Annotated in this window: 23 protein-coding genes; 9 read left to right on the forward strand and 14 right to left on the reverse strand. The window is 68.5% G+C overall.

All coding sequences use genetic code 11. The features are described from left to right. Window positions 1-53: 53 nt before the first annotated feature. Genes ODI_RS03335 through ODI_RS03355 form a run of 5 tightly spaced genes read right to left on the reverse strand, consistent with a single transcriptional unit; the run spans window position 54 to window position 4289 of the window. Window positions 54-1022 carry a 2-hydroxyacid dehydrogenase gene (locus ODI_RS03335; protein WP_231968183.1) on the reverse strand — a complete coding sequence of 323 codons (969 nt, stop codon included), beginning with the start codon at window positions 1020-1022 and terminating at the stop codon, window positions 54-56. After that, window positions 1019-1495 (reverse strand): type II 3-dehydroquinate dehydratase, encoded by a 477-nt coding sequence (locus ODI_RS03340; RefSeq protein WP_067756677.1) that lies wholly within the window; start codon window positions 1493-1495, stop codon window positions 1019-1021. The genes ODI_RS03335 and ODI_RS03340 overlap by 4 nt, the downstream gene beginning before the upstream one ends. Continuing rightward, a complete protein-coding gene (locus tag ODI_RS03345; RefSeq protein WP_067756674.1) occupies window positions 1492-2127 on the reverse strand; it encodes a glutathione S-transferase family protein in 636 nt (211 codons plus the stop codon). Before ODI_RS03345 ends, ODI_RS03340 begins: the two co-directional genes overlap by 4 nt. 31 nt (window positions 2128-2158) lie before the next feature. Then, window positions 2159-3163 (reverse strand): NAD(P)H-quinone oxidoreductase, encoded by a 1005-nt coding sequence (locus ODI_RS03350; protein WP_231968184.1) that lies wholly within the window; start codon window positions 3161-3163, stop codon window positions 2159-2161. A 7-nt stretch (window positions 3164-3170) separates the two neighbouring features. Next, window positions 3171-4289: an ABC transporter ATP-binding protein gene (locus tag ODI_RS03355; RefSeq protein ID WP_067756720.1), complete on the reverse strand. Its 1119-nt coding sequence runs from the start codon at window positions 4287-4289 to the stop codon at window positions 3171-3173. Window positions 4290-4505: 216 nt separating this feature from the next. Here ODI_RS03355 and ODI_RS03360 point away from each other — a divergent pair, with 216 nt between their 5' ends. Then, window positions 4506-5765 carry a flavin-containing monooxygenase gene (locus ODI_RS03360; RefSeq protein ID WP_067756671.1) on the forward strand — a complete coding sequence of 420 codons (1260 nt, stop codon included), beginning with the start codon at window positions 4506-4508 and terminating at the stop codon, window positions 5763-5765. A 31-nt stretch (window positions 5766-5796) separates the two neighbouring features. Here ODI_RS03360 and mtgA read toward each other — a convergent pair whose 3' ends face one another. From mtgA to mpl, 6 genes are all read right to left on the reverse strand, one after another. Next, window positions 5797-6540: a monofunctional biosynthetic peptidoglycan transglycosylase gene (gene mtgA / locus ODI_RS03365; RefSeq protein ID WP_067756668.1), complete on the reverse strand. Its 744-nt coding sequence runs from the start codon at window positions 6538-6540 to the stop codon at window positions 5797-5799. After that, window positions 6537-7406 (reverse strand): shikimate dehydrogenase, encoded by an 870-nt coding sequence (gene aroE / locus ODI_RS03370; protein ID WP_067756664.1) that lies wholly within the window; start codon window positions 7404-7406, stop codon window positions 6537-6539. The genes mtgA and aroE overlap by 4 nt, the downstream gene beginning before the upstream one ends. Window positions 7407-7435: 29 nt before the next feature. Beyond that, window positions 7436-8335 (reverse strand): TonB family protein, encoded by a 900-nt coding sequence (locus ODI_RS03375; RefSeq protein ID WP_231968185.1) that lies wholly within the window; start codon window positions 8333-8335, stop codon window positions 7436-7438. 61 nt (window positions 8336-8396) lie between these two features. Then, window positions 8397-10286: a ribonuclease catalytic domain-containing protein gene (locus tag ODI_RS03380; protein WP_067749536.1), complete on the reverse strand. Its 1890-nt coding sequence runs from the start codon at window positions 10284-10286 to the stop codon at window positions 8397-8399. 55 nt (window positions 10287-10341) lie between these two features. After that, the gene (locus ODI_RS03385) at window positions 10342-10968 is read right to left on the reverse strand and encodes a YqiA/YcfP family alpha/beta fold hydrolase (protein ID WP_067749538.1); all 627 of its coding nucleotides are present in this window, start codon (window positions 10966-10968) and stop codon (window positions 10342-10344) included. 24 nt (window positions 10969-10992) lie between these two features. Then, window positions 10993-12363, reverse strand: coding sequence for a UDP-N-acetylmuramate:L-alanyl-gamma-D-glutamyl-meso-diaminopimelate ligase (gene mpl, locus ODI_RS03390; RefSeq protein WP_067749540.1), 1371 nt, complete (start codon window positions 12361-12363; stop codon window positions 10993-10995). A 49-nt stretch (window positions 12364-12412) separates the two neighbouring features. On the opposite strand from mpl, the gene ODI_RS03395 reads away from it, so the two are divergent. From ODI_RS03395 to ODI_RS03430, 8 genes are all read left to right on the forward strand, one after another. Further along, complete coding sequence (locus ODI_RS03395; RefSeq protein WP_067749542.1) at window positions 12413-12961, forward strand: TlpA family protein disulfide reductase; 549 nt, start codon at window positions 12413-12415, stop codon at window positions 12959-12961. A gap of 69 nt (window positions 12962-13030) precedes the next feature. Beyond that, window positions 13031-13465, forward strand: coding sequence for a type II 3-dehydroquinate dehydratase (gene aroQ, locus ODI_RS03400; protein ID WP_067749545.1), 435 nt, complete (start codon window positions 13031-13033; stop codon window positions 13463-13465). 96 nt (window positions 13466-13561) lie between these two features. Then, window positions 13562-14017: an acetyl-CoA carboxylase biotin carboxyl carrier protein gene (gene accB / locus ODI_RS03405; protein ID WP_067749548.1), complete on the forward strand. Its 456-nt coding sequence runs from the start codon at window positions 13562-13564 to the stop codon at window positions 14015-14017. A gap of 1 nt (window position 14018) precedes the next feature. Continuing rightward, a complete protein-coding gene (gene accC, locus ODI_RS03410; protein ID WP_067749550.1) occupies window positions 14019-15365 on the forward strand; it encodes an acetyl-CoA carboxylase biotin carboxylase subunit in 1347 nt (448 codons plus the stop codon). Between the two features lie 147 nt (window positions 15366-15512). Then, window positions 15513-16424, forward strand: coding sequence for a 50S ribosomal protein L11 methyltransferase (prmA, locus tag ODI_RS03415; protein ID WP_067749552.1), 912 nt, complete (start codon window positions 15513-15515; stop codon window positions 16422-16424). Window positions 16425-16453: 29 nt separating this feature from the next. Beyond that, on the forward strand, window positions 16454-17491 hold the full coding sequence (locus tag ODI_RS03420; protein ID WP_331716311.1) for a DUF3426 domain-containing protein: 1038 nt from the start codon (window positions 16454-16456) through the stop codon (window positions 17489-17491). Between the two features lie 12 nt (window positions 17492-17503). Further along, the gene (locus tag ODI_RS03425; protein ID WP_067749556.1) at window positions 17504-18448 is read left to right on the forward strand and encodes a carbohydrate kinase family protein; all 945 of its coding nucleotides are present in this window, start codon (window positions 17504-17506) and stop codon (window positions 18446-18448) included. A gap of 100 nt (window positions 18449-18548) precedes the next feature. Then, the gene (locus tag ODI_RS03430) at window positions 18549-19049 is read left to right on the forward strand and encodes an outer membrane lipoprotein (protein WP_067749558.1); all 501 of its coding nucleotides are present in this window, start codon (window positions 18549-18551) and stop codon (window positions 19047-19049) included. Window positions 19050-19151: 102 nt separating this feature from the next. On the opposite strand, the gene ODI_RS03435 is transcribed toward ODI_RS03430, so the two are convergent. The 3 genes from ODI_RS03435 to ODI_RS03445 form a co-directional block, all read right to left on the reverse strand. After that, the gene (locus ODI_RS03435; RefSeq protein WP_067749559.1) at window positions 19152-19715 is read right to left on the reverse strand and encodes a YggT family protein; all 564 of its coding nucleotides are present in this window, start codon (window positions 19713-19715) and stop codon (window positions 19152-19154) included. An 80-nt stretch (window positions 19716-19795) separates the two neighbouring features. Next, window positions 19796-20836, reverse strand: coding sequence for a hypothetical protein (locus ODI_RS03440; RefSeq protein ID WP_067749562.1), 1041 nt, complete (start codon window positions 20834-20836; stop codon window positions 19796-19798). A 102-nt stretch (window positions 20837-20938) separates the two neighbouring features. Next, window positions 20939-21505 carry a histone H1-like DNA-binding protein gene (locus ODI_RS03445; RefSeq protein ID WP_067749564.1) on the reverse strand — a complete coding sequence of 189 codons (567 nt, stop codon included), beginning with the start codon at window positions 21503-21505 and terminating at the stop codon, window positions 20939-20941. Window positions 21506-21783 lie beyond the last annotated feature (278 nt).

Here is a 21783-nt window from a genome sequence, read left to right on the forward strand (position 1 = left end):
ACGGCGCCGGATGCGAATCCGGCGCCGTTTTTCTTTGTTCAGGGGCCAGGCGGTCAGTAGCCGCGCGACGGATCGATCTCGTGCAGCGGTGCCTCGCCTCGTGCGACGCGCAGGATGTTCCCGGCGATCTGCGTGGCCGCCGATGCCGGAATGGCAACGGAAGCCAGGTGGGGCGTGATCAGCACGTTCTCCATGCGCCAGAGCGGATCGTCCGCCGGCAGCGGTTCGTGCGTGAAGACGTCGAGCGTGGCCGCGCCGATATGGCCGTCCCGCAGCAGGGCCGTCATGGCGGCCTGGTCGACCAGCGCGCCGCGGGCCACGTTGATGAGCGAGGCGCCGCGCGGCAGGCGTTCAAGCCGCTCGCGGCCGAGCAGCCCGTGCGTCTGGGGCGTGAGCGGCAGCATGATCACCAGGATGTCCGATTGGGCGATCACGGTGTCCAGGGCATCCATGCCCGCGTGGCAGCGCACGCCGGGGATCTCGCGCGGGCTGCGCGACCAGCCCAGCACGGTCAGGCCCTGGCGCTGCAGCTCGTGGGCGGCGTGTGCGCCGAGTTCGCCCAGTCCGAGCACGCCGACACGGATGTCCCGTGGCGAGCGGGGGTGGCGATAGGCCCATTCGCCACGGCGCTGGGCCTGCTCGAACCAGGGAATCTCGCGCGCGTGGCGCAGCGTGGCGAAGAGCACGTAGCCCGCCATCATGCGCGCCATGTCGGGGTCGGTGATGCGGGTGATCGGCACGTTGGCCGGCAGGTCCTTGCGGCCGACCAGCGCATCGACGCCCGCGCCCAGGTTGATGATGAGGCGCAGGTTGCGCATGCTGTCGAAGAAACCCGCTGGGGGTTTCCAGGCCAGGGCATAGTGGATCCCGGCCGGGTCGGTGACCTCGCTGGCATGCAGGATGCGCAGCGAGGGCAGGCAGGCATGGAGGGCGTTCTTCCAGGTATCGAAATCGTCGAAGGCGCTGTAGAACACCAGGGCGCCGCTGGGGTGTCCGGTCATGGCCTGGGTCCCGCCGCTCATCGGGGCGTCCTGACCAGGCGGGACATGGCGTCGATGGCGAGTTCGTAGCCTTCCCCGCCCAGTCCCGCGATGACGCCGTCGGCGGCCTTCGAGATATAGGAGTGATGGCGGAAGGGCTCCCGCCGCCAGATGTTGCTCATGTGCACTTCGATGATCCGGCCCGGGAACGCCAGCAGGGCATCCAGGATGGGCACGGAAGAATAGGTCAGGCCGGCGGCGTTGATGATCAGGCCCGGGGCCTCGCCGCGCGCTTCCTGGATCCAGTCGACCAACTGGCCTTCATGGTTGGACTGCACGAAGCGCAGGGCCAGGCCCAGGCTGGCTGCCTTCGCTTCGCAGCGTTCGCGCAGCGCCGGGAAGCTCTCCGTGCCATAGGTCTTGTTGGCGTCGAGGCCATACAGGTTGGCATTGGGGCCGTTCAGGAACCAGATCGTGGGGCGGCCGGCATCGGCGGGCGCGGAGGGCAAGGTCATGGTCGTGTCGTCTCGGGCTCATGGGGAAGGGTCGCCTGCAGGGCGGGCAGGGCGCGGAAGCTGGCTTCCCAGCCCGCGGCGGCGGGATGGCGGGCGCGCCAGTCGAGTTCGGGAAAGCGGAAGTCCAGGTAACCCAGCGCGCAACCCAGCGTGAGTTCGCCGATGGAGGGCGTGTCCAGGGCCAGGTTCGGCGCCAGGGTCTCGATCGTGTCCAGGCAGGCGGCGACCTTGGTCAGTTGCGCCTCGCGCCAGGCGGGCCATTGCCACTCGGGCGGCCGGGCCGTGGACTCGTAGCGCGCCAGCAGGGCTGCGTCGAGCAGGCCATCGCCCAGTGCCTGCCGCGTCAGCGCCTGCCAGCGTTGCGGCCCCGCGGCGGGAAACAGGTCGGGGTTCCCGCCCAGGTCGGCCAGGTACTCGCAGATCACGCGGCTGTCGTACAGCGGCTGTCCATCGGGCAGGATCAGGGTCGGCACCTTGGCCAGCGGGTTGTGGACGGCGATCCTGGCGTCGCGCCGGATCGGGTTCGCCGCGCTGTCCAGCCATTCGATCCGGTCGGCCAGGCCGCAGAGGTGCGCGCAGGCCACGACCTTGCGGACATAGGGCGATGTCGGGGCGTAGAGCAACTGGAGCATGGGGCGTCCTGATGGGGGCGGCGGGAAGGGGTCAGGGATGCAGCACGACCTTGCCGAACACGTCTCCGCGCTCCAGCATCCGGTGTGCCTCGCCCGCCTGTGCCAGCGGCAGGCTGTCGCAGACGCGAGGCAGGACGCGGCCGTCCGCGACCAGCGGCAGCACGTGCCGCGCAATGGCCTGGGCCATGCGCGCCTTCTCGGCGGGGCTTTGCGGGCGCATCGTCGAGGAGTGCAGGCTGAGCTGCTTCTGCATCAGGACCAGCAGGTCCAGTTCGACCGTCGCACCTTGCAGGAAGGAGAGGCTGACGTGCCGGCCGCCAAAGGCCAGCGCCTGCAGGTTGCGGCGCACGTAGTCGCCGCCCACCATGTCCAGGACGACGTCCACGCCCCTGCCGTCGGTGTGATCCAGGCAGGCCTGCACGAAATCGGCATCGCGGTAGCAGAGGGCCGTGCTTGCGCCCATGTCCCGCAATGCGGGCAGGCGATCCGCCCTGCCGGCGGTGGCGATGACCCGGGCGCCCGCCGCATGGGCCAGGCGGACCGCCAGGGTGCCGATGCCTCCCGCCGCGCCGTGGACCAGCACGGTTTCGCCCAGGCGCAGGCCGCCCAGTTCGAACAGGTTGTGCCAGACCGTGAACAGGCCTTCGGGAAGCGCGCCTGCCGCCGCATCGTCGAGCGTGGCCGGGACGGCCAGCGAATGGTCCAGGCGCGCCACGCACCAGGGCGCATAGCCGCCGCCGGGCAGCAGGCTCATCACGCGTTGTCCGAGCAGGTGGCCGGGCACGCCAGGACCGCAGGCCGCCACCTCGCCGCAGGCTTCCAGGCCCAGCACGTCGGTCACGCCGGGCGCGGGCTTGGCCAGCCCTTCACGCTGCATGATGTCGGGCCGGTTGACGCCGGCTGCCAGCACGCGCAGCAGCACCTCGCCGTGGCCGGGTTGCGGGACGGGACGTTCAGCCAGCGCCAGGACGCTCGCGTCGCCGGGCGTGGTGGCGATGATGGCCTGCATGGCCGAGGGGATCGTCATCGGTGCCATGCGCGTCTCAGGCGGCATTGAAGACGCTGATGCCCTCGCCGGGCAGCGCAAGGCCGGTGACCGTGCCGACCGGCCATTGCCGCGGCGCGCTCAGTCCCGCCGTGCGCACCATGACGCGCTGGTTGCCCGCCACCGGAATGTCGACGTCGATATAGGAATCGATGTGGTCGCCCTGGAAGACATGGTTCACCACCGTGCCGCTCAGCACGGAATCCCCGTGCAGGGCCTCCAGGCGGATCTGCTCGGGCCGCACGTAGATATCCAGGCGCCGGCCTTCGTGCGAGCCTCCGACCAGGCGGTCGCGGTCGACGCGGATCAGGCCGGCGCCCAGGCGCAGCAGGATGCCGCCCGGATCGGCGCCGTGGTAGTGCGCCGGCAGGATGTTCACGTCGCCCAGGAACGCGGCCACGAAAGGATCCTGCGGGTTGCGGTACAGCTCGTCAGGCGTGGCGATCTGGCGGATGACGCCGCCGGACATCACCGCGATCCGGTCCGACATGCTGAGCGCCTCGCTCTGGTCGTGGGTGACGAACACCGTGGTCACCCCCAGCTTGCGCTGGATCTCGCGGATCTCGATCTGCATGGCCCCGCGCAGGCCCTTGTCCAGCGCCGAGAACGGCTCGTCCAGCAGCAACACCTTGGGGCGGATGACCAGCGCCCGCGCCAGCGCGACCCGCTGCTGCTGGCCGCCGGAGAGTTCGCGCGGCTTGCGCTCGGCCAGGTCGGTCAGTTTCACCAGCGCCATCGCCTCCTTCACGCGCCGCGCGATCTCATCGGGCGGCGTCCCGCGCATGCGCAGTCCATAGCCGATGTTGCGCGCCACCGTCATGTGGGGAAAGAGGGCGTAGTTCTGGAACACGATGCCGATCTCCCGTTGATACGGGGGCAGGTCGGTCACCAGCTGGTTCTCGATGAAGATCTCGCCGTTGTCCGCTTCCGCGAAGCCGGCGATGAGGTTGAGCAGCGTGGTCTTGCCGCAGCCGGAAGGGCCCAGGAGGGTCAGGAATTCGCCGCGCTGGATCTTCAGCGTAAGCGACTGCAGCACGGTCTGCTGGCGGTATTTCTTGACGACGCCTTCGAGGCTGACCGCGCAGGAGGAGTCGGGAGGCAGGGGGCTGTTCTTCATGATTTGCAGAATACGGCAAGGGTCGGGCCACGACGCTTTGTCGATGCTGAGGCCCGGCATCGGAAAAAGCGAAAGCCGGCAGTGATTTGCTTTTTCCTAAGCCCAGCGTCCAAAAAACGAAGTTCTCTCGCCTGGCCATCTGGCTCACACTGCGTCGCATCGTCGGGTGCGCGGTTCCCGTGCCGGACCTGGTCTCGATACTTCCTAGGAAAGAACATGTCAGTTGAAAAAACCAATACGCTGGTGATCGGCGCCGGACAGGCCGGCGTTGCGATGAGCGAACACCTCGGTGCAATGGGCATCGCGCACATCGTCCTGGAGCGCAAGCGCATCGCCGAGCGCTGGCGCTCCGAGCGCTGGGACTCGCTGGTGGCCAACGGCCCCGCCTGGCACGACCGCTTCCCGGGCCTGAAGTTCGATGACGTCGGACCGGATGTCTTCCCGCCCAAGGAGCGCATGGCCAAGTATTTCGAGGACTATGCGGCCATGATCAAGGCGCCTGTGCGCACGGGCGTGGAAGTGCTGGGCGTCACGCGCAACGACAAGCGCCCTGGCTTCACCGTGACGACCTCGGCAGGCGTGATCGACGCGCAGCATGTCGTGGTGGCCACCGGCGCCTTCCAGATCCCGAGCTATCCACGGATCGTCCCGGCCGAAGCCGGCATCCAGCAGGTTCATTCATCGGCCTACAAGAACCCCGCGCAACTGGCCGATGGCGCGGTGCTGGTCGTCGGCGCGGGCGCATCGGGCTCGCAGATCGCCGAGGAACTGCGCCAGGCCGGCCGCAAGGTCTATCTGTCGGTGGGCGAGCATTACCGCCCGCCGCGCGCCTATCGCGGGCGCGACTACTGCTGGTGGCTGGGCGCCCTGGGCATGTGGGACGAGGTCAAGAAAAAGCCCAAGCGCGAGCACGTCGCGTTCGCGGTGAGCGGCTATGACAACGGCAGGACGATCGATTTCCGCCGCCTGGCGCACTCGGGCATCGAACTGGTGGGCATCGCCAAGGACTATGCGAACGGCGTGATGAACTTCGAGGAAGGCCTGGCCCGCAACGTGGCGCAGGGCGACCAGGATTACTTCGAAGTCCTGCGCGAGGCGGATGCGTACATCGAGCAGAATGGCCTGGACCTGCCGCCCGAGCCCGAGGCGTGGCAGCTGCTGGACGATCCGGCATGCCTGACGCAGCCGATCCTGAGCCTGGACCTGGCGCAGGCCGGCATCCGCAGCATCGTCTGGGCCACGGGCTTCAAGGTGGACTACAGCTGGGTGGGCCTCGACATCTTCGACGACAAGGGCTATCCCGTGCACAAGCGCGGCATCACCCCCGAGAAGGGCATCTACTTCGTGGGCCTGCCGAACCAGACGAATCGTTCCTCGTCTTTCATCTGGGGGATCTGGCACGATGCCAAGTACATCGCCGATCACATCGGCATCCACCTGGATTACCTGGCGTACGAAAAGTCCGCCGGCGCGTGACCCGCGCCGGCTGGCGCGGATCTCCCGCGGGTCAGGGGATCTGCACCATGTTCATGCGGCGCAGCAGCGTGCCGGTGCGGGCGTTCAGATAGGACGTGTTGCGGTGCTTGTCGTAGTAGCGCGGGTTGGGCAGCATGGCCGCCAGCCGGGCCGCCTGGCTGGCCGACAGCTGCGCGGCGCCCACGCCGTAGTAATGCTGGGCGGCGGCTTCGGCACCGAACACGCCCACGCCCCATTCGGCCACGTTCAGATAGAGCTCCAGGATCCGTTCCTTGGTCATGACGTGCTCGATCGTGTAGGCCAGCACCAGTTCCTGGCCCTTGCGCAGATAGCTGCGGTCGCCAGACAGGAACAGGTTCTTCGCCACCTGCTGGGTGATGGTGGAGCCGCCGCGCCGCTTGCTGCTTTCGCGGGCGGCCTGGCGCTGGTTGTACTCCCAGGCCTTGCGGATGGCGTCCCACTCCACGCCTTCGTGCTCGGTGAAGTTGGCGTCCTCGGAGGCGATCACGGCGCGCTTGAGGTTGCGGCTGATCTTGTCGTAATCGGCCCACTCATAGCGCAGCCTGGCATCCGGGTCCTCGGCCTGCAGGCGCGTGAGCTCCGCGCGCATCATGGCGCTGCCGCCCGGGTTCTGGTGCGCGTACCAGAACACCATGAAGAGGAACCACAGCTGGTACAGGATGGCCAGCGACACCAGCGCCATGAGCGCGCCGGTGATGATGCGAAACCAGGACACGCGCCGAGGGGGCGCGCCACGCCGCGGCGAGGTGCTCATGCCGGCACCTCCGCGGGGCGGGCCAGGTCTTCGCGCAGGGCGGCCAGGACGGGCAAGGGGTCGGGCCGCAAGCCGTGCCAGATATGGAAGCTTTCCGCAGCCTGGCCGACCAGCATGCCCAGGCCGTCGTGCGCCTGCGCGGCGCCGTCGGCACGCGCCTGGCGCATGAACGGGGTCGGGGCGGCGCCGTACATCATGTCGTAGGCGTGCGCGCCCGCCGCATACAGCGCGGCGGGCAGGTCGGGAGCGGCATCGGCCAGGCTGCTGGCCGTGGCGTTGATGACCAGGTCCCAGCCCTGCGCGATGCCCGCGCCTGCCAGGCCCGTGGCATCCAGGCGCGTATCCGAGCCCCCCTGGGCCTGCCAGTCCGCCAGCAGTTGCAAGGCGCGCGCCTCGGTCCGGTTGGCGATGCGCAGGCGGGCGCAGCCGGCATCGAGCAGCGGTCCCAGCGCGCCGCGCGACGCGCCACCGGCGCCCACCAGCAGCACCCGGGCGCCGTCCAGCGGCGCGTCCAGCCGCTTCAGGTCGGCCACCAGGCCCACGCCGTCGGTATTGCAGCCGTGCAGCGCGCCGTCCTGGCGCCACAGGGTGTTGACGGCGCCCGCGGCGCGCGCGCGCGGACTCAGGTGCCGCGCCGCCAGCGCATGGGCTTCCAGCTTGAACGGCACGGTCACGTTCAGGCCCAGGCCGCCAGCGGCGAAGAAGTCCGCCACCGTCGCCGTGAAACCGTCCAGCGGCGCTGCCAGCTTCTCGTACACGAGCGTCTTGCCGGTCTGGGCGGCAAACAGCGTGTGGATGCGCGGCGAGCGGCTGTGGGCAACGGGATTGCCGACGACGGCGTAGCGGGCGGGAGCGGCAAGGGTCATGGGGCTTCCAGGGTGGCGGAGGCGGGCGCTCAGGGCGCGCCGGCCTCCAGCCTGTCGTGGGTGAAATGCCAGGTGCGGGTGATCGACAGCAGATCGGTCTCGCGGGCGATGTCTGGCGGGAACGGCGGGAAGGGCGCAGCCAGTTGGACGATGCGGCGCGCCGCCTGGTTCAGTATCGCGTGCGGCGCGGGCCGGTCGATGTCTATCTGGGCGACGCTGCCATCGGCGCGCAGCGTGACGGTCATGCGCAGCGAGCCATAGAGGCGGCCCCGTGCCTCGGCGGGATAGTGGCGGGTGCCGGTCTGCTCGATGCGGGCCCGCCAGCCGTCCACGTATTGCGCATACGGCGAGGCCGACGTGGACGGCGCGAAGAAATGCTTGCGGGGGCGGGCGTTGTACTGCTTCACCTGCTCGCTCAGCGCGGCGGCCTGTGCGTTCTGCAGGACGGCGGGCTGGTCTTCGTTGTCGGCGCCCGCCTCACGGGTGTCTTCCCAGGCGCTGGCGCGCGGCTTGTCGGCGGGGGCGGCCCGGCGGCTTTCCAGCTGCGTCAGCAGCCGGCGCTGCTCGTCTTCCAGTTCGCGCTGGCGTTGGCGCAAGGCTTCCAGCACCACGGCCTGCGCCGCCTCGCCCGTATAGGGCAGCGGGCTTTGCGCGTGGCCTTCGGCATCGGCGCCGCCGCCATCGAGCTGCATCTGGGCCAGCAGCCTGGCCTGCGCGGGCGCCTCGGCGCTTTCGCGATTGACCAGCACCACCTCCAGGCCGCGGGCGGGCGGGCGGGCCGGATCGGGCAGGGCCGCGCCCAGGCTCAGCACGCCGGCGTGCACGGCCAGCGAGACCACGATGCCGAAACGCAGCCGCTGCCGGCGGGGCGAGGCCAGCCAGCGCAGCAGACGGTTCAGCGAAGAGGGGGCGACGGAGTGGGCTTGCACGCGCGCCATTTTACGAGGCGAGGGCGGGTGCCCGGGAATTTTCCTCGGGCGCCCGCCCGGCTCAGGCGGATTCCACCGTCGAGACGTAGCGGCAGTCCAGCGTCAGCGCCAGCTCGTCCGCGCCCAGGATGTCCAGTTCGACCTCCTGGCCACGTTCCAGTTCGGGCAGGCCGCCCACCCGCGTCACGAAGGGGGCGCACGACAGGCGCACCAGGTCTTCGCGCAGCACCTGCGCGCGGGTGCGCGTGATGCCTTGCTGCGCCAGCCAGCGCAGGCACCAGTAGCGTTCCAGGTTCGACTGGAACTCGCCCCAGGCGGCGTACTGGGCGTCGAAGGCGCCGATGATGGCGAAGAGATCCGCGTCGCGCGGCTTGTACGGCGCCACCAGGCGGGCCGACACGCCGTGTTCGGCGGCGGCGATCAACTGGCGCTGGTTCACCAGGTCGACGTAGCGGCGCAGCGGCGAGGTGCTCCAGGCGTACTGCGGCACGCCGATCGCCTCGTGGGGCAGCGACTGCGTGCTCATGCGCACGCGGCCCGCCTGCTGCGAGCGATAGATGCCGGGCACGCCGCACTCGTCCAGCAGGCCGCCCCAGACCCGGTTGGCCAGGATCATGTATTCGGCCACCAGGCGGTCCAGCGGCGCGTTGCGCTGGCGGGGCACCAGGCGCACGGGCGTGTCGGGATCGTCGGGGTTGCCGTCCAGGTAGAAGCTGTATTCCACCCGCGTGTTGTTCTCGGTCTTGCCGCGCACGATGTCGCGCTGGGCCGACAGCGCCTGGGCCAGTTGCCAGAGCGGACGCAGCCAGTCGGCGTAGGGCAGCGGCGCGTCCGGGTCCTGCAGCGCGGCTTCGGTGACCTGCCCGTCCAGCATGTTGTGGCGCAGGTTCTCCTTGACCGTCAGGCGTTCCAGGCGCGTCTCGGTGGCCGCGATCTCGCCCGTCGCCGGGTCGGCCGTCACGTACAGCGACAGGGCCGGCACGGGGCGGCCCGCTTCCAGCGAGAACGCATCGTTCACCGCATCGGGCTGCATGGGGATCTTGTCGCCCGGCATGTAGACCGTGGACAGGCGCGCGCGCGCGAGCTTGTCGAGGTCGCTGTCGCGGGTGACCGCCAGGGCCGGCGCCGCAATGTGCACGCCCACGCGAACGCGGCCGTCGGGCAGCACGCTCACGGACAGGGCGTCGTCGATTTCAGTGGTGGTGACATCATCCACCGAATAGGCGGTGACCTCGGCCTCGGGCAGGCCGTCGGGCAGGGCGGGCAGGGTGATGTCGCCGAAATCGATGCCGCGCGGGAAATAGGTCGCCAGGAAGCGGCGCTTGTGCAGGGCCAGCGCATGCGGCCACGCGCCCAGGTCCAGCAGCAGGCGCTCCGGCGTCTTCTGCAGGCGGGTGCAGGCAGCCTCCAGGGCCTTCCAGGGCATGCCGTTCTTGTCGGGCCGCACCAGCAGGGTTTCGGCGATGGCGCCGATGGCCTCGGGCAGGCGGCCCGCGGCCATGTCGTCGACCCAGCTGGCCTGCTGCTCGGCGGCCAGGCGCTTCTTCTCCAGCGCGGCCAGCGCCGCTGCCAGGATGTCGGGGGGGGCGGGACGGTAGCGGCCCTTGCCGCGCCGGTGGAAATACACGGGCGCGCCGTGCAGCGCCAGGATCAGCGCGGCCTTTTCGACGGCGCCGGGGGCATGGCCGTAATAGTCGGCGGCGAATTCCGTGGCGTCGAACTCATCCTGCGGCGCGCATTCCCACAGGAAGGGCAGGTCGATGCCCTCTGCCTGCTGTTGCGCCTGGGCGATCAACGCGGGGGCGTCGGGCGCGTCGAACTTGAACAGCGCGCTGGCCGTCTTGATCTTGCTGCGCTTGCCCGACTCCGATTCGACCTGCAGGCTGGCGTCGGCCTCCGACAGGATACGGCCTGCCTTGAAACCGCCGTCTTCTTCGTAAAACAGATACATCGTCAATGCCTATGGATACCGGGGGGCCGCCGCGCTGGTCGCGGCGAGCGGAGTGTCAGGGTGAGGCCGGGGAGGGCGGCGCCGGCAGGTTCGCGAAGGCCAGCACCAGGGGCAACCAGCGCTCGAAGCCGGAGAGCGCGTGGTCGCCGCCTTCGATGATGTGCTGCCTGCAGCCGGCGGCGTAGTCGCGCATGTCGCGCCAGTCGAGCACCTCGTCGCCGGTGGCGGCAATGAGGAAATAGCGCTCGGGGCGTGTCAGTCGCGGCACATGCAGGGCGTCCAGCTCGTCCAGGTATTCGGGCAGGAACGTCATCGGCGCGTCCGAATGATACATCTGGTGCTCGCCGACCTGCGCCGCCAGGGCGCGGGCGGCCAGCACCGCGGGATTCAGCAGCACGGCCCGGCAGCCCAGCCGCTCGGCCAGCCAGGTGGCGTAGTAGCCGCCCAGCGACGAGCCCACCACCGTCAGCCCGTCGGGCCCGTCGGGGCAGCCCGGCCAGCGCGGCCCGGCCAGCAGGCTTTCCGCCTCGGCCAGGGCCAGTTGGGCGGCCTCGCGGGGCGACACGGGCAGTTGCGGGCAACGCCACCAGCGCTGCATGCCCAGCGCGCTCAGGGTCTTGGCGGTGAGCTGGGCCTTGTAGGACTGGGGCGAGGAGCGAAAGCCGTGTAGATAAAGGAGCATGCCGGGGCCTGTCGTGGAGAGGGGTCAGCTTGCCGGCGAGGCCAGCGCGGTGAGCAGCTTGCCGTGGATGCCGCCGAAGCCGCCATTGCTCATGACCAGCACCTTGTCACCGGCGCGGGCTTCCCGGGCGACCGCCGCCACCAGTGCGTCCAGGTCGTCCCAGCCGCTGGCGCGGCCGCCCAGGGGGGCCAGGACCTGCGCCGGGTCCCAGCCCAGCGCATGCTTGCCTTCGCGCGCGCCGAAGCAATAGACGCGGTCGGCCAGCGCCAGGGCTTGCGGCAGGCGGGCGGCCATGGTGCCCAGCTTCATGGTGTTCGAGCGCGGCTCCAGCACCGCCAGGATGCGGGCGTCGCCCACCTGCCGGCGCAGGCCGTCCAGGGTGGTGGCGATGGCGGTGGGGTGGTGGGCGAAGTCGTCATAGACGGCCACGCCACGCACTTCGCCGCGCAATTCCATGCGGCGCTTCACGCCGCCGAAGGCCGACAGCGCCGCGATCGCGGTCGCGGGCGCCACGCCCACGTGCTCGGCCGCCGCCAGCGCCGCCAGGGCATTGGCCTGGTTGTGCGCGCCGGTCAACGCCCAGTGGACCTCGCCCACGGGCCTGCCCGCGTGCAGCACGCGGAAGGACTGTGCGTCCAGCGGCTGGCCTGACCAGCCGGCTTCGTCGCCGATCCGCACGCTTTCCGACCAGCATCCGCGCGCCAGCACGCGTTCGAGCGCCTCGCAATCCGTGGGCAGCACGATGCGGCCGCTGCCGGGGATCGTGCGCACCAGGTGGTGGAACTGGGTTTCGATGGCGGCCAGATCGGGGAAGATGTCCGCGTGATCGTATTCAAGATTGTTCAGGATGGCCGTGCGCGGACGGTAGTGCACGAACTTCGAGCGCTTGTCGAAGAACGCCGTGTCGTATTCATCCGCCTCGATCACGAAGTGCCGCGCGCCGGGGGCGTGTCGGGCCGAGACTTTCAGGTCGCTGGCCACGCCGCCGATCAGGAAGTCGGGCGCCAGGCCCGCGTATTCCAGGATCCAGGCCAGCATCGAACTGGTGGTCGTCTTGCCGTGGGTGCCGGCCACGGCCAGGACGTGGCGCTGGCGCAGCACGTGCTCGCCCAGCCATTGCGGACCGGAGGTATAGGCCGCGCCGGATTCCAGGATGGCCTCCATGAGCGGATTGCCGCGCGAGACCACGTTGCCGATGACGTACAGGTCGGGCTTGAGCGCCAGCTGGTCGGGGCTGAAGCCCTCGATCAGGTCGATGCCCTGTTCCGCGAGCTGCGTGCTCATGGGGGGGTAGACCCCGGCGTCGCAGCCGGTCACGCGATGTCCCGCGGCGCGGGCGATCAGGGCCAGTCCGCCCATGAACGTGCCGCAGATCCCTAATATGTGCAGATGCATGGAAACCTCCGGCCTGCATTGTAGTGGCCCGGGCGGTTATCATTCGCGCATGAAACGTCGAGTCTTTCTTTCCGGCGCCCTGGGCGTGGCCGCCATGATTGGCGGAGGCTGGTTCGCCTGGCGCGAGTCCTCCCGCATGGGGCCGGGCGCCGAGCGCGCCGCCCCGGGCACGGCCGCGGCGGCCGCGCCGACAGACCTCTATGCGCTGACCTTGCCTGACCTGTCCGGCAAGCCCGTCGCCATGGAAAGCTTCCGCGGCAAGCCGATGCTGGTCAACTTCTGGGCCACCTGGTGCCCCCCCTGTGTCAAGGAAATGCCCGACCTGGACGCCTTGCACAAGAAATATCCGGGCGTGCACTTTGTCGGCATCGGCATCGATTCCGCGGACAACATGCGCGCATTTTCCGAAAAGGTGCCGGTGGGGTATCCCCTGCTGGTCGCGGGGCATGGCGGTATCGATATTGTCAGGGGGCTGGGCAACGCCGCAGGCGGGCTGCCTTTTACGCTCATTTTCGACGCAGATGGGACGGTATCCCGCAAGGTTCTGGGGCAGATCAACCCCGATGACCTGGCCCGTTCGCTAGATCGGTACACCTAGTTGTCACGATGGACAACAAGCCCCGTTTTGACGTAAAAAAACGGTCTATCGTTAACTTCTGCCGACAAAATGGCGCAACGCATCCTGGTTCTCAACGGTCCCAACCTCAATCTGCTGGGCACGCGGGAACCGCAACTTTACGGCAGCGTCACGCTGGCGCAGGTCGATGAGCGGCTTGCCGTCCTTGGCCGGGAGTTGGGCGTTTCCGTCGAAAGCGCCCAGTCCAATCACGAAGGAGAGTTGGTCGACCGGATCCAGCGCGCGGCGCGCGAGTCGGTCGAGTTCATCATCATCAATGCCGGCGCCTACACGCACACCAGCGTGGCATTGAGGGACGCATTGGCTGGCGTGGCCATCCCGTTCATCGAGGTTCACGTCTCCAACGTCTACAAGCGCGAGCCCTTCCGCCACCACTCCTATCTGTCCGACCAGGCGGTGGGTGTCGTGGCGGGCCTGGGCACGTTTGGCTACGAAGCCGCCCTGCGTTACGCCGTGGCGTACTGATCTCCGGCGTGGCACCTGCCACGCCTTGCTCGTTTCAATTTTTCTGTGGCGTCCCGTCCGGCGGGTAGCGGCCACGCACTTTATGGAAAGTCTTGTATGGATCTCCGAAAACTCAAAACCCTGATCGACCTCGTGGCGGAATCGGGCATCGCCGAACTCGAGATCACTGAGGGCGAGGGCAAGGTTCGCATCGTCAAGTTCTCGCAACCCGCCGCCACGCCGCAGCCCATCTACGCCCAGGCGCCCGTCGTCGCGGCCGGCGCCCCCGCCGCCGCCCCGGCCGAAGCCGCCGCGCCCGCTGCGCCGGCAGTGCCCCAGGGCCACCTGGTGAAGGCGCCCATGGTCGGCACCTTCTACCGCGCGCCCAACCCCGGCGCGCAGCCTTTCGTCGAAGTCGGCCAGACCGTCAAGGAAGGCGACGCCCTCTGCATCATCGAAGCGATGAAGCTGCTCAACGAAATCGAAGCCGACAAGTCCGGCGTCATCAAGGAAATCCTGATCGAGAACGGCGAGCCCGTCGAGTACGGCCAACCCTTGTTCGTGATTGGTTGATATGTTCGAAAAAATCCTTATTGCCAACCGTGGCGAGATTGCCCTGCGCATCCAGCGTGCGTGCCGGGAGCTGGGCATCAAGACCGTGGTGGTGCATTCCGAGGCGGACCGCGAGGCCAAGTACGTCCGCCTGGCCGACGAGTCCGTCTGCATCGGGCCGGCGCCGTCGCGCGACAGCTACCTGAACATGCCGGCCATCATTTCGGCCGCCGAAGTCACCGACGCTGAAGCCATCCACCCCGGCTACGGCTTTCTCTCCGAGAACGCCGATTTCGCCGAGCGCGTGGAAAAGAGCGGTTTCGTCTTCATCGGCCCGCGCCCCGAGACCATTCGCCTGATGGGCGACAAGGTCAGCGCCAAGCACGCCATGATCGAAGCCGGCGTGCCCGTGGTGCCCGGCTCGGAAGGCGCGCTGCCCGACGACCCCCAGGAAGTCCTGCGCATCGCGCGTGAAGTCGGCTACCCGGTCATCATCAAGGCCGCCGGTGGCGGTGGCGGCCGCGGCATGCGCGTGGTCTACACCGAAGCAGCGCTGCTGAACGCGGTCACCATGACCAAGTCGGAAGCGGGCGCCGCGTTCAACAACCCCGAGGTCTACCTCGAGAAGTTCCTCGAGAACCCGCGCCACGTCGAGATCCAGGTGCTGGCCGACGGCGGCCGCAACGCCGTCTGGCTGGGCGAGCGCGACTGCTCCATGCAGCGCCGCCACCAGAAGGTCATCGAGGAAGCGCCGGCCCCCGGCATCACCCGCCGCCTCATCGAGCGCATCGGCGACCGCTGCGCGGATGCCTGCCGCAAGATGGGCTACCGCGGCGCGGGCACCTTCGAGTTCCTGTTCGAGAACGGCGAGTTCTACTTCATCGAGATGAACACGCGCGTCCAGGTCGAGCACCCGGTCACCGAGCTCATCACGGGCGTGGACATCGTCCAGCAGCAGATCCTGATCGCCGCCGGCGAGAAGTTCCTGCTGCGCCAGCGCGACATCGCGTTCAAGGGCCACTCGATCGAGTGCCGCATCAACGCCGAAGATCCTTTCCGCTTCACGCCCAGCCCCGGCCGCATCACCAACTGGCACGTGCCGGGCGGCCCGGGCGTGCGGATCGACTCGCACGTCTACAACGGCTATTTCGTCCCGCCCAACTACGACTCGATGATCGCCAAGGTCATCACCTATGGCGACACGCGTGAGCAGGCGCTCGCGCGCATGCGCATCGCGCTGTCCGAAATGGTGGTCGAGGGCATCTCCACCAACATTGCGCTGCACCGCGAGTTGCTGCAGGATGCCCGCTTCATCGAAGGCGGCACCAGCATCCACTACCTGGAGCACAAGCTGGAACAACGTCCGTAGCGGTCCCCCCCGAAGCGCCTGCGGCGCTTCCCCCCCAGGGGGCGCCACTGGCGGACCGGCAGAGCCGGCTCCGCGGTGGCCCGGATCGGAGACGCAGGCGCTTATGCCGGGTGGATCGTCCACCTGGTTTGATGATGGAAAAACACTATGCGTGAACTGGTGCTGTCCTGCCCGGGAGACCTGGCCGAAGCCTGGTCCGACGCGCTGCTCGAAGCTGGCGCCCTGTCCGTGTCCGTCGAGGATGCCGACAGCGACACCGATGCCGAGAAACCCCTGTTTGGCGAGCCTGGCCTGGAACCCGAGACCCTGGCCTGGGATCGCAACCGCGTCGTGGCGCTGTTGCCCGATGGCGCGGACCCCGCCCAACTGATCGAAGCCGCCCTGCTCGATAGCGGCGTGCCGGCCGAGGCCGTGCGCGACTGGCATCTGCGCGACGTGCCGGATGCCGATTGGGTGCGATTGACCCAATCGCAGTTCGGCCCCATCCACGTGGGCGAGCGCATCCTCATCGTGCCGAGCTGGCACGCCGACGAGGTGCCCGCGCCGCAGGCCTCCGACACGCGCATCGCCATCCAGCTGGATCCGGGCCTGGCATTCGGCACCGGCAGCCATCCCACCACCCATCTTTGCCTGGAATGGCTGGCCGAGTGCCTGCCGCAAGGCGCGACGGTGCTGGATTATGGCTGCGGCTCGGGCATTCTTGCCATCGCGGCCCGCAAGCTGGGCGCAGGCCTCACGCGCGGCATCGACATCGACGAGCAGGCAGTGCAAGCCACGCTGGACAATGCCGGCGTCAACGGCGTGGCTGTCCTGGCGGCGTTGCCCGATGGCTTGCCCGACGGCCAGAGCGACGTGGTCGTGGCCAACATCCTCTCCAATCCGCTCAAGGTGCTGGCGCCCATGCTGGCCGGCCGCGTGGCCTCGGGCGGCCATCTGGTGCTGTCCGGCGTGCTGGCCCGCCAGGCCGAGGAGGTCGCCGCCGCGTATGCGCCCTGGATTGCCCTGTCCGTCTGGCAGACCCGCGATGGCTGGGTTTGCCTGCACGGCCAGCGAAGCTAGGCCGCGGGCCGGGACGCATCCCGATGGTCATGAACACCCGTTGCCCGCAATGCGGCGCCACCTTCAAGGTACAGGCCGAGCAGTTGCGCCTGCGCGGCGGGCTGGTGCGTTGCGGCAATTGCGCGGCGGTGTTCGACGGCTATGCCTGCCTGACGTCGGCCGATGAGCCCCTGCCTCGCAGGCAGCCGCCGGCGGTCCTGCGCAATCGCGCCGACATGTTGCGCCACAGCGCGCAGCGCGAGCAGGACGGTGCGTTGGACGATGACGACGAGGCCATGGCGCCGGATCGCGCGCGCGAACCCGCCATGTTCCTGCCCGATGGCGCGCCACCTTCCTCGGCGGCGCCTTTCGTGTGGCGCACGCGCCGCGTGGAGGCACCCGCGGCGGGCGCGAACCTGCAGGCCGCGGACGGCGAGGACAGCCCTATCCTTGCGCGGATGCCGGAAGATGACGGCTTCGCGCCAAGGCCGGCCGATGGCATCTATCCGGGCCGCGATCCCGTTGCCGCGCCGTCGCCCGCCTTTCTCGACGACGACCTGCTGCAGCGCGCGCGGCTGCGCCGCCAGCTTTGGGGCTGGGCATGCGTGCTCGCCCTGCTGCTCGCGGTGGGGCAGGGCCTGCTCGTCTATCGCACGCAACTGGCCCTGGCCGTCCCTACGTTGCGTCCGGCCCTGGAACTGCTGTGCCAGCCTTTGCAATGCAAGGTGGGCTATGCTCGCCGGGCCGAGCGCATCTCCATCATGTCGTCGTCGCTGCAGCCGCCGCCCGCCGGATCGGCGGGGGCGAACGAGTCCGGGCGCCCCGATACCGGGCGTCCCGACCTCATCCTGCATGTGGTGTTGCGCAATCGTTATACCCAGCCGCAGGAGTGGCCCGCGCTCATGCTGAGCCTGACCGACCTGTCCGACACGGTCGTGGCGCGCCGCATGCTGACCGCCGCCGACTACCTGCCGGGCGGGCGGCAGCGCGGACCGTTGGCCGCGGGCGAGGAGGTCACGCTTGCCGTGCCGCTGCGCACCGGTGGCCTGTCCGTCAATGGTTACCAAATCGATAAATTCTTTCCCTGAGGTCTATCCAGCATGAGCAAGCCCGTCCTGATGTGCGGTTCCGTTGCCTTCGACACCATCGCGGTGTTCGACGGCTATTTCAAGGACCACATCCTGCCAGACCGCATCCAGACGCTGGCCGTGTCCTTTCTCGTGCCGCGCATGCGCAAGGAGTTCGGCGGCTGCGCCGGCAACATCGCCTACAACCTGCACCTGCTGGGCGGCACCCCCGTGCCGGTGGCCACGGTGGGCGAGGACGCCACGGACTACCTGGCGCGTTTCCAGGATCTGGGTATCGACACCTCGCGCATCAAGGTGGTGCCCGACACGCTGACGGCGCAATGCTTCATCACCACTGACCTGGCGGACAACCAGATCACGGCCTTCCACCCCGGGGCGATGTCCTTCTCGGCCAGCAACGACCTGACCGGGGTGCAGGCTGGCTGGGCGCTGGTGGGGCCGGATGCCAAGGAAGGCATGTTCGCGCACGCCGAGCGGCTGCATGCCGGCGGCGTGCCGTTCATCTTCGACCTGGGGCAGGCCATGCCGCTGTTCGACGGTGCCGACCTGGCCCGCATGCTGGACATGGCACAGGCGATGACGGTCAACGATTACGAAGCCGGCGTGGTCGAGCAGCGCCTGGGCCGCTCCATGCAGGACATCGCGCAAGGCCTGCGCGCGGTCGTCGTGACGCGCGGCGCCGAAGGCGCCACGCTCTACACGGAAGGCCGCGAGATCATCATTGCGCCGGTCAAGGCCGGCGGCGTTGTCGATCCTACCGGTTGCGGGGATTCGCACCGCGCCGGCCTGCTGTATGGCCTGATCGAGGGTTGGAGCTGGGAGGACAGCTGCAAGCTGGGCAACCTGATGGGCGCCATCAAGATCGCTTCGCAGGGACCCCAGAACCACGCGCCTTCGCGCGCCGAGATCAGTGCGAAATTGCTTGAAACTTATGGCCTAGAACTCCCGCGCGTCTGAAGAATCCAAGGGTTGCAGCTTGTTGCCATCGGACTATTATTGGTCCGAATGCCCCAGGTAATATTTGCCCGTGAGTCATTCGCTCGATCAGGAGAAAACCATGCCGACCACCCAGACTACCGCCATTCAATCGCGCGCCTCGCGCTGGATGGCCATTGCGGCCGTGACGGCTTCGCTTGGCGTGCTGGCCGGTTGCGCGAACAACAGCGCTTCCAGCCAGGTCTACAGCTATGACCAGGCACAGCGCGAACAGATCGTGCGTACCGGTACCGTCACGGGCGTTCGTCCCATCAGCATCCAGGAAAGCAAGTCGAGCGGCGCAGGCGTGCTGGCCGGCGGTGCCCTGGGCGGCGTCGCGGGCAACGCCGTGGGCGGCGGCACGGGCCGTGCCATCGCCACCGTGGGCGGCGCCATCCTGGGTGCCATCGCCGGTAATGCCGTCGAGAACCGCGTGGGCCGCACCTCGGGCTACGAAATCTCGGTCCGTCTGGACAACGGCGAAACCCGCGTGGTTGCCCAGGAAGCCGATACGCCCGTCAGCGTGGGCCAGCGCGTGCAGGTCATCAGCGGCGCCGGCCCCACCCGCGTGGCGCCGCTGTAAGCGCCTCGGACGGCTTGGCCCGTTCAGCAAGAAGCCCGCCTTGTCGGCGGGCTTCTTGTTTGGCGCCCCGTTTACGGAACGCCGGGTAGCCAGCAGAGGCGATCAGACGCCGAAGATGCCGTAGCTGACGCGCGCCAGCACCATCATCAGGACCTGGGCGATGATCAGCAGCGCCAGCGGCGAGAGATCGATGCCGCCCATATTGGGCAGGATGCGGCGCAGCGGGTCCAGCAAGGGGGCGGTCAGCGTGCGCAGCAGGCCCATCATGGGGGCGGCCGGGTTGACCCAGGACAGCACCACCTGCAACAGCGTGAGCCACAGCACCAGGTTCAACGACCAGCGGGCCACGGTGAGGAGCGCGGCGCCCAGCGCGGCCGGCAGCAACTGCACCGGCACCATGCTCCCCGTCGACACCAGCCAGCTCAGCACCAGGTACACCAGGGCCACGAGCCAGGCCGCCAGCAGGCAGGCCCAGTCGATCCTGCCGGTGTTGGGCAGGATCTTGCGCAAGGGCATGACGAGCCAGTTGGTCGCCTGGTTGATGGACTGCACCACCGGGTGGAAGGGATGCATGCGCACCGCGATGAACCAGGCGCGCGCGAGCAGCGCGGCGCCCAGCAGGGTGAACGCAATTTCAAGCAGGAAGCGGATGATGTCGCCGAACATGGGGAAAGGTATCAGTCAGTTGTGGCGGCCATTGTCGCATGCAAGCGTTGGCGGGGCACGAGTCTGGAGCCGGGGGGCATTCAAGGCAGCGAGATGGGCGTGCCCCAGACCGGATCGGCCGGCCCCTGGCGGCCCAGGACAGTGACCTGCATCGGCACGAGCCGCGACAGCAGGGCCTGCTGTTCGGCGTTCAGCGTGGCACGGGTGGCCAGATAGTTGCGCGTGAAGTCCATGGGAGGCGCAAGCGTATGCACCGTGAAGCCCTCCAACGGGCAGTCCACCTTGTCCGCGGCGACCTTGCGGCAGTTTCCCTGGCGGTAGCGATAGCTCGGCGTCTTCAGATGGCTGCGCTGGCTCAGCACCAGTTGCCCGCCCTGCAGCGTGAAGCTCGCCAGCGCCTGCTTGGGAGGCAGGCGCACCTGCACCTTGAGCGCCGGGATGTCGCGGGAATCCGTGTCCTGGTAATAGCCGGCCCCCATGCCGGGCGTCGTCTCGTCGTATTGCTGTTCGCCCCAGGCGACGCAGTTGCCCGAGGCCCGATGGATGGTGGTGCAGTATTTCTGGGTGCGGGTCTGCGTGTGCGTGGTGCCTTCCTTCCAGTTCATCTCGAGGTAGTACTCGCGGTAGGTCTCGGGCGTCAGGGACGCCGTGCCGCGCGCGCCGCGTGCCCTGCCGGTCGCGCCCGGCTTCTTGCCGAATGCGTCGAGCGTCGCCTTGAGCTGGTAGTCGTCGCCCCCGGTCAGCAGGTATTTGCCGGGCGGCAGGATATGGACCTCGAACGCCTTGAACAGATAGGTGGTCTTGGGGTCGCGTTGCAGTTCGTTGTTCTGGAATTTACGGCTGAACGCGATCTCCGGCTTGGCCTCGTGGGTCCAGATGACGTTCGATGTCCATTTGCTCATGCCTTCCGCGTCGGCGAGCGATTTGTGGGGCGTCAGGTCCGCCACCAGCACCACCGCCATGTCGGCCTTCAGGGCCTCGCCGATCACATACAGCATCTGCGCATATTCCGCCTGCTCCTTTTCGTGCTGGCCGCTACCGAGAGGCTGCGTCACGCAGCCCGACAGACCGAGGGCGAAGAGCAATACGGTGGCAATGCGAGGGGGGCGAGGCAGCTTCAAGGGGGATCCAGGGAAAGAGGTGGACGCATGCAGGCAGGGGGGAGGCAATAAAAAAACCGCCCGGTACCTTGCGGCGCCGGGCGGTTTTCAGGACGGCCCGAATTAGGGGCGGCCGCCCGTGGGGAAGGGCCACGAAGCCGCGGGATTCAGCGCGGTCTTGGCGCCCGGTGCAGCAGCCGTCGACGGCGGCGTCACAGCGGGCTTCTTCGCAGCGGGCTTCTTGGCAGCAGCCTTCTTGGCAGGCGCCTTCTTGGCCGCGGGGGCCTTGGTGGCGGCAGCCTTCTTGGCGGCGGGCTTCTTGGCAGCAACCTTCTTGACCGCGGCCTTCTTCGCCGGGGCCTTCTTGGCAGCAACCTTCTTCACCGCGGCTTTCTTCGCCGGGGCTTTCTTGGCGGCAACCTTCTTGACGGCGGCTTTCTTCGCCGGCGCCTTCTTGGCGGCAACCTTCTTCACAGCGGCTTTCTTGACGGCAGCCTTCTTGGCCGGCGCCTTCTTGGCGGCGACCTTCTTCACTGCGGCTTTCTTGGCCGGCGCCTTCTTGGCGGCAACCTTCTTCACAGCGGGCTTCTTGGCCGCGACTTTCTTGACGGCCGGGGTCTTCTTCACGGCCGCTTTCTTGGCCGGGGCTTTCTTGACCGCCTTCTTGGCGGCCTTCTTGGCAGTTGCCATGGTCTTGCTCCTTAGGTTCAGGGGTCCCAGAACTTAAACCCGTGCAAGCGCCTGCCCCGGAGGGCGAGGTACCAGCCCGGGCTATTCATCGGCGCAAGCCGCCGTCCCTTGAAGGCGACGGCATGACGGTTTGCGCTAATGAATGCCGCACGACCATTTGATATGGCCCCCGCCCCTTGGCGCGAGCCATCTCAAATGGCGCCAGCAAGCGGCCGTTTCCAGCCGCTTGCCGTATTCACTGCTGCTGCCAAGCGCGTGTCGCGACTACCCCTGACCCG

This window comes from Orrella dioscoreae, assembly GCF_900089455.2.
GTDB classification, from domain to species: domain Bacteria; phylum Pseudomonadota; class Gammaproteobacteria; order Burkholderiales; family Burkholderiaceae_B; genus Orrella; species Orrella dioscoreae.

What these genes read in the sequence shown, in the direction of transcription:
- ODI_RS03345 (WP_067756674.1), bottom strand. Translation starts at nt 2,127, where the DNA reads ATGCTCCAGTTGCTCTACGCCCCGACATCGCCCTATGTCCGCAAGGTC.
- accC (WP_067749550.1), top strand. Translation starts at nt 14,019, where the DNA reads ATGTTCGAAAAAATCCTTATTGCCAACCGTGGCGAGATTGCCCTGCGC.
- mpl (WP_067749540.1), bottom strand. Translation starts at nt 12,363, where the DNA reads ATGCATCTGCACATATTAGGGATCTGCGGCACGTTCATGGGCGGACTG.
- ODI_RS03425 (WP_067749556.1), top strand. Translation starts at nt 17,504, where the DNA reads ATGAGCAAGCCCGTCCTGATGTGCGGTTCCGTTGCCTTCGACACCATC.
- ODI_RS03445 (WP_067749564.1), bottom strand. Translation starts at nt 21,505, where the DNA reads ATGGCAACTGCCAAGAAGGCCGCCAAGAAGGCGGTCAAGAAAGCCCCG.
- prmA (WP_067749552.1), top strand. Translation starts at nt 15,513, where the DNA reads ATGCGTGAACTGGTGCTGTCCTGCCCGGGAGACCTGGCCGAAGCCTGG.
- accB (WP_067749548.1), top strand. Translation starts at nt 13,562, where the DNA reads ATGGATCTCCGAAAACTCAAAACCCTGATCGACCTCGTGGCGGAATCG.
- ODI_RS03340 (WP_067756677.1), bottom strand. Translation starts at nt 1,495, where the DNA reads ATGACCTTGCCCTCCGCGCCCGCCGATGCCGGCCGCCCCACGATCTGG.
- aroE (WP_067756664.1), bottom strand. Translation starts at nt 7,406, where the DNA reads ATGACCCTTGCCGCTCCCGCCCGCTACGCCGTCGTCGGCAATCCCGTT.
- aroQ (WP_067749545.1), top strand. Translation starts at nt 13,031, where the DNA reads ATGGCGCAACGCATCCTGGTTCTCAACGGTCCCAACCTCAATCTGCTG.
- ODI_RS03395 (WP_067749542.1), top strand. Translation starts at nt 12,413, where the DNA reads ATGAAACGTCGAGTCTTTCTTTCCGGCGCCCTGGGCGTGGCCGCCATG.
- ODI_RS03380 (WP_067749536.1), bottom strand. Translation starts at nt 10,286, where the DNA reads ATGTATCTGTTTTACGAAGAAGACGGCGGTTTCAAGGCAGGCCGTATC.
- ODI_RS03435 (WP_067749559.1), bottom strand. Translation starts at nt 19,715, where the DNA reads ATGTTCGGCGACATCATCCGCTTCCTGCTTGAAATTGCGTTCACCCTG.
- ODI_RS03420 (WP_331716311.1), top strand. Translation starts at nt 16,454, where the DNA reads ATGAACACCCGTTGCCCGCAATGCGGCGCCACCTTCAAGGTACAGGCC.
- ODI_RS03335 (WP_231968183.1), bottom strand. Translation starts at nt 1,022, where the DNA reads ATGAGCGGCGGGACCCAGGCCATGACCGGACACCCCAGCGGCGCCCTG.
- mtgA (WP_067756668.1), bottom strand. Translation starts at nt 6,540, where the DNA reads ATGAGCACCTCGCCGCGGCGTGGCGCGCCCCCTCGGCGCGTGTCCTGG.
- ODI_RS03385 (WP_067749538.1), bottom strand. Translation starts at nt 10,968, where the DNA reads ATGCTCCTTTATCTACACGGCTTTCGCTCCTCGCCCCAGTCCTACAAG.
- ODI_RS03355 (WP_067756720.1), bottom strand. Translation starts at nt 4,289, where the DNA reads ATGAAGAACAGCCCCCTGCCTCCCGACTCCTCCTGCGCGGTCAGCCTC.
- ODI_RS03350 (WP_231968184.1), bottom strand. Translation starts at nt 3,163, where the DNA reads ATGGCACCGATGACGATCCCCTCGGCCATGCAGGCCATCATCGCCACC.
- ODI_RS03430 (WP_067749558.1), top strand. Translation starts at nt 18,549, where the DNA reads ATGCCGACCACCCAGACTACCGCCATTCAATCGCGCGCCTCGCGCTGG.
- ODI_RS03360 (WP_067756671.1), top strand. Translation starts at nt 4,506, where the DNA reads ATGTCAGTTGAAAAAACCAATACGCTGGTGATCGGCGCCGGACAGGCC.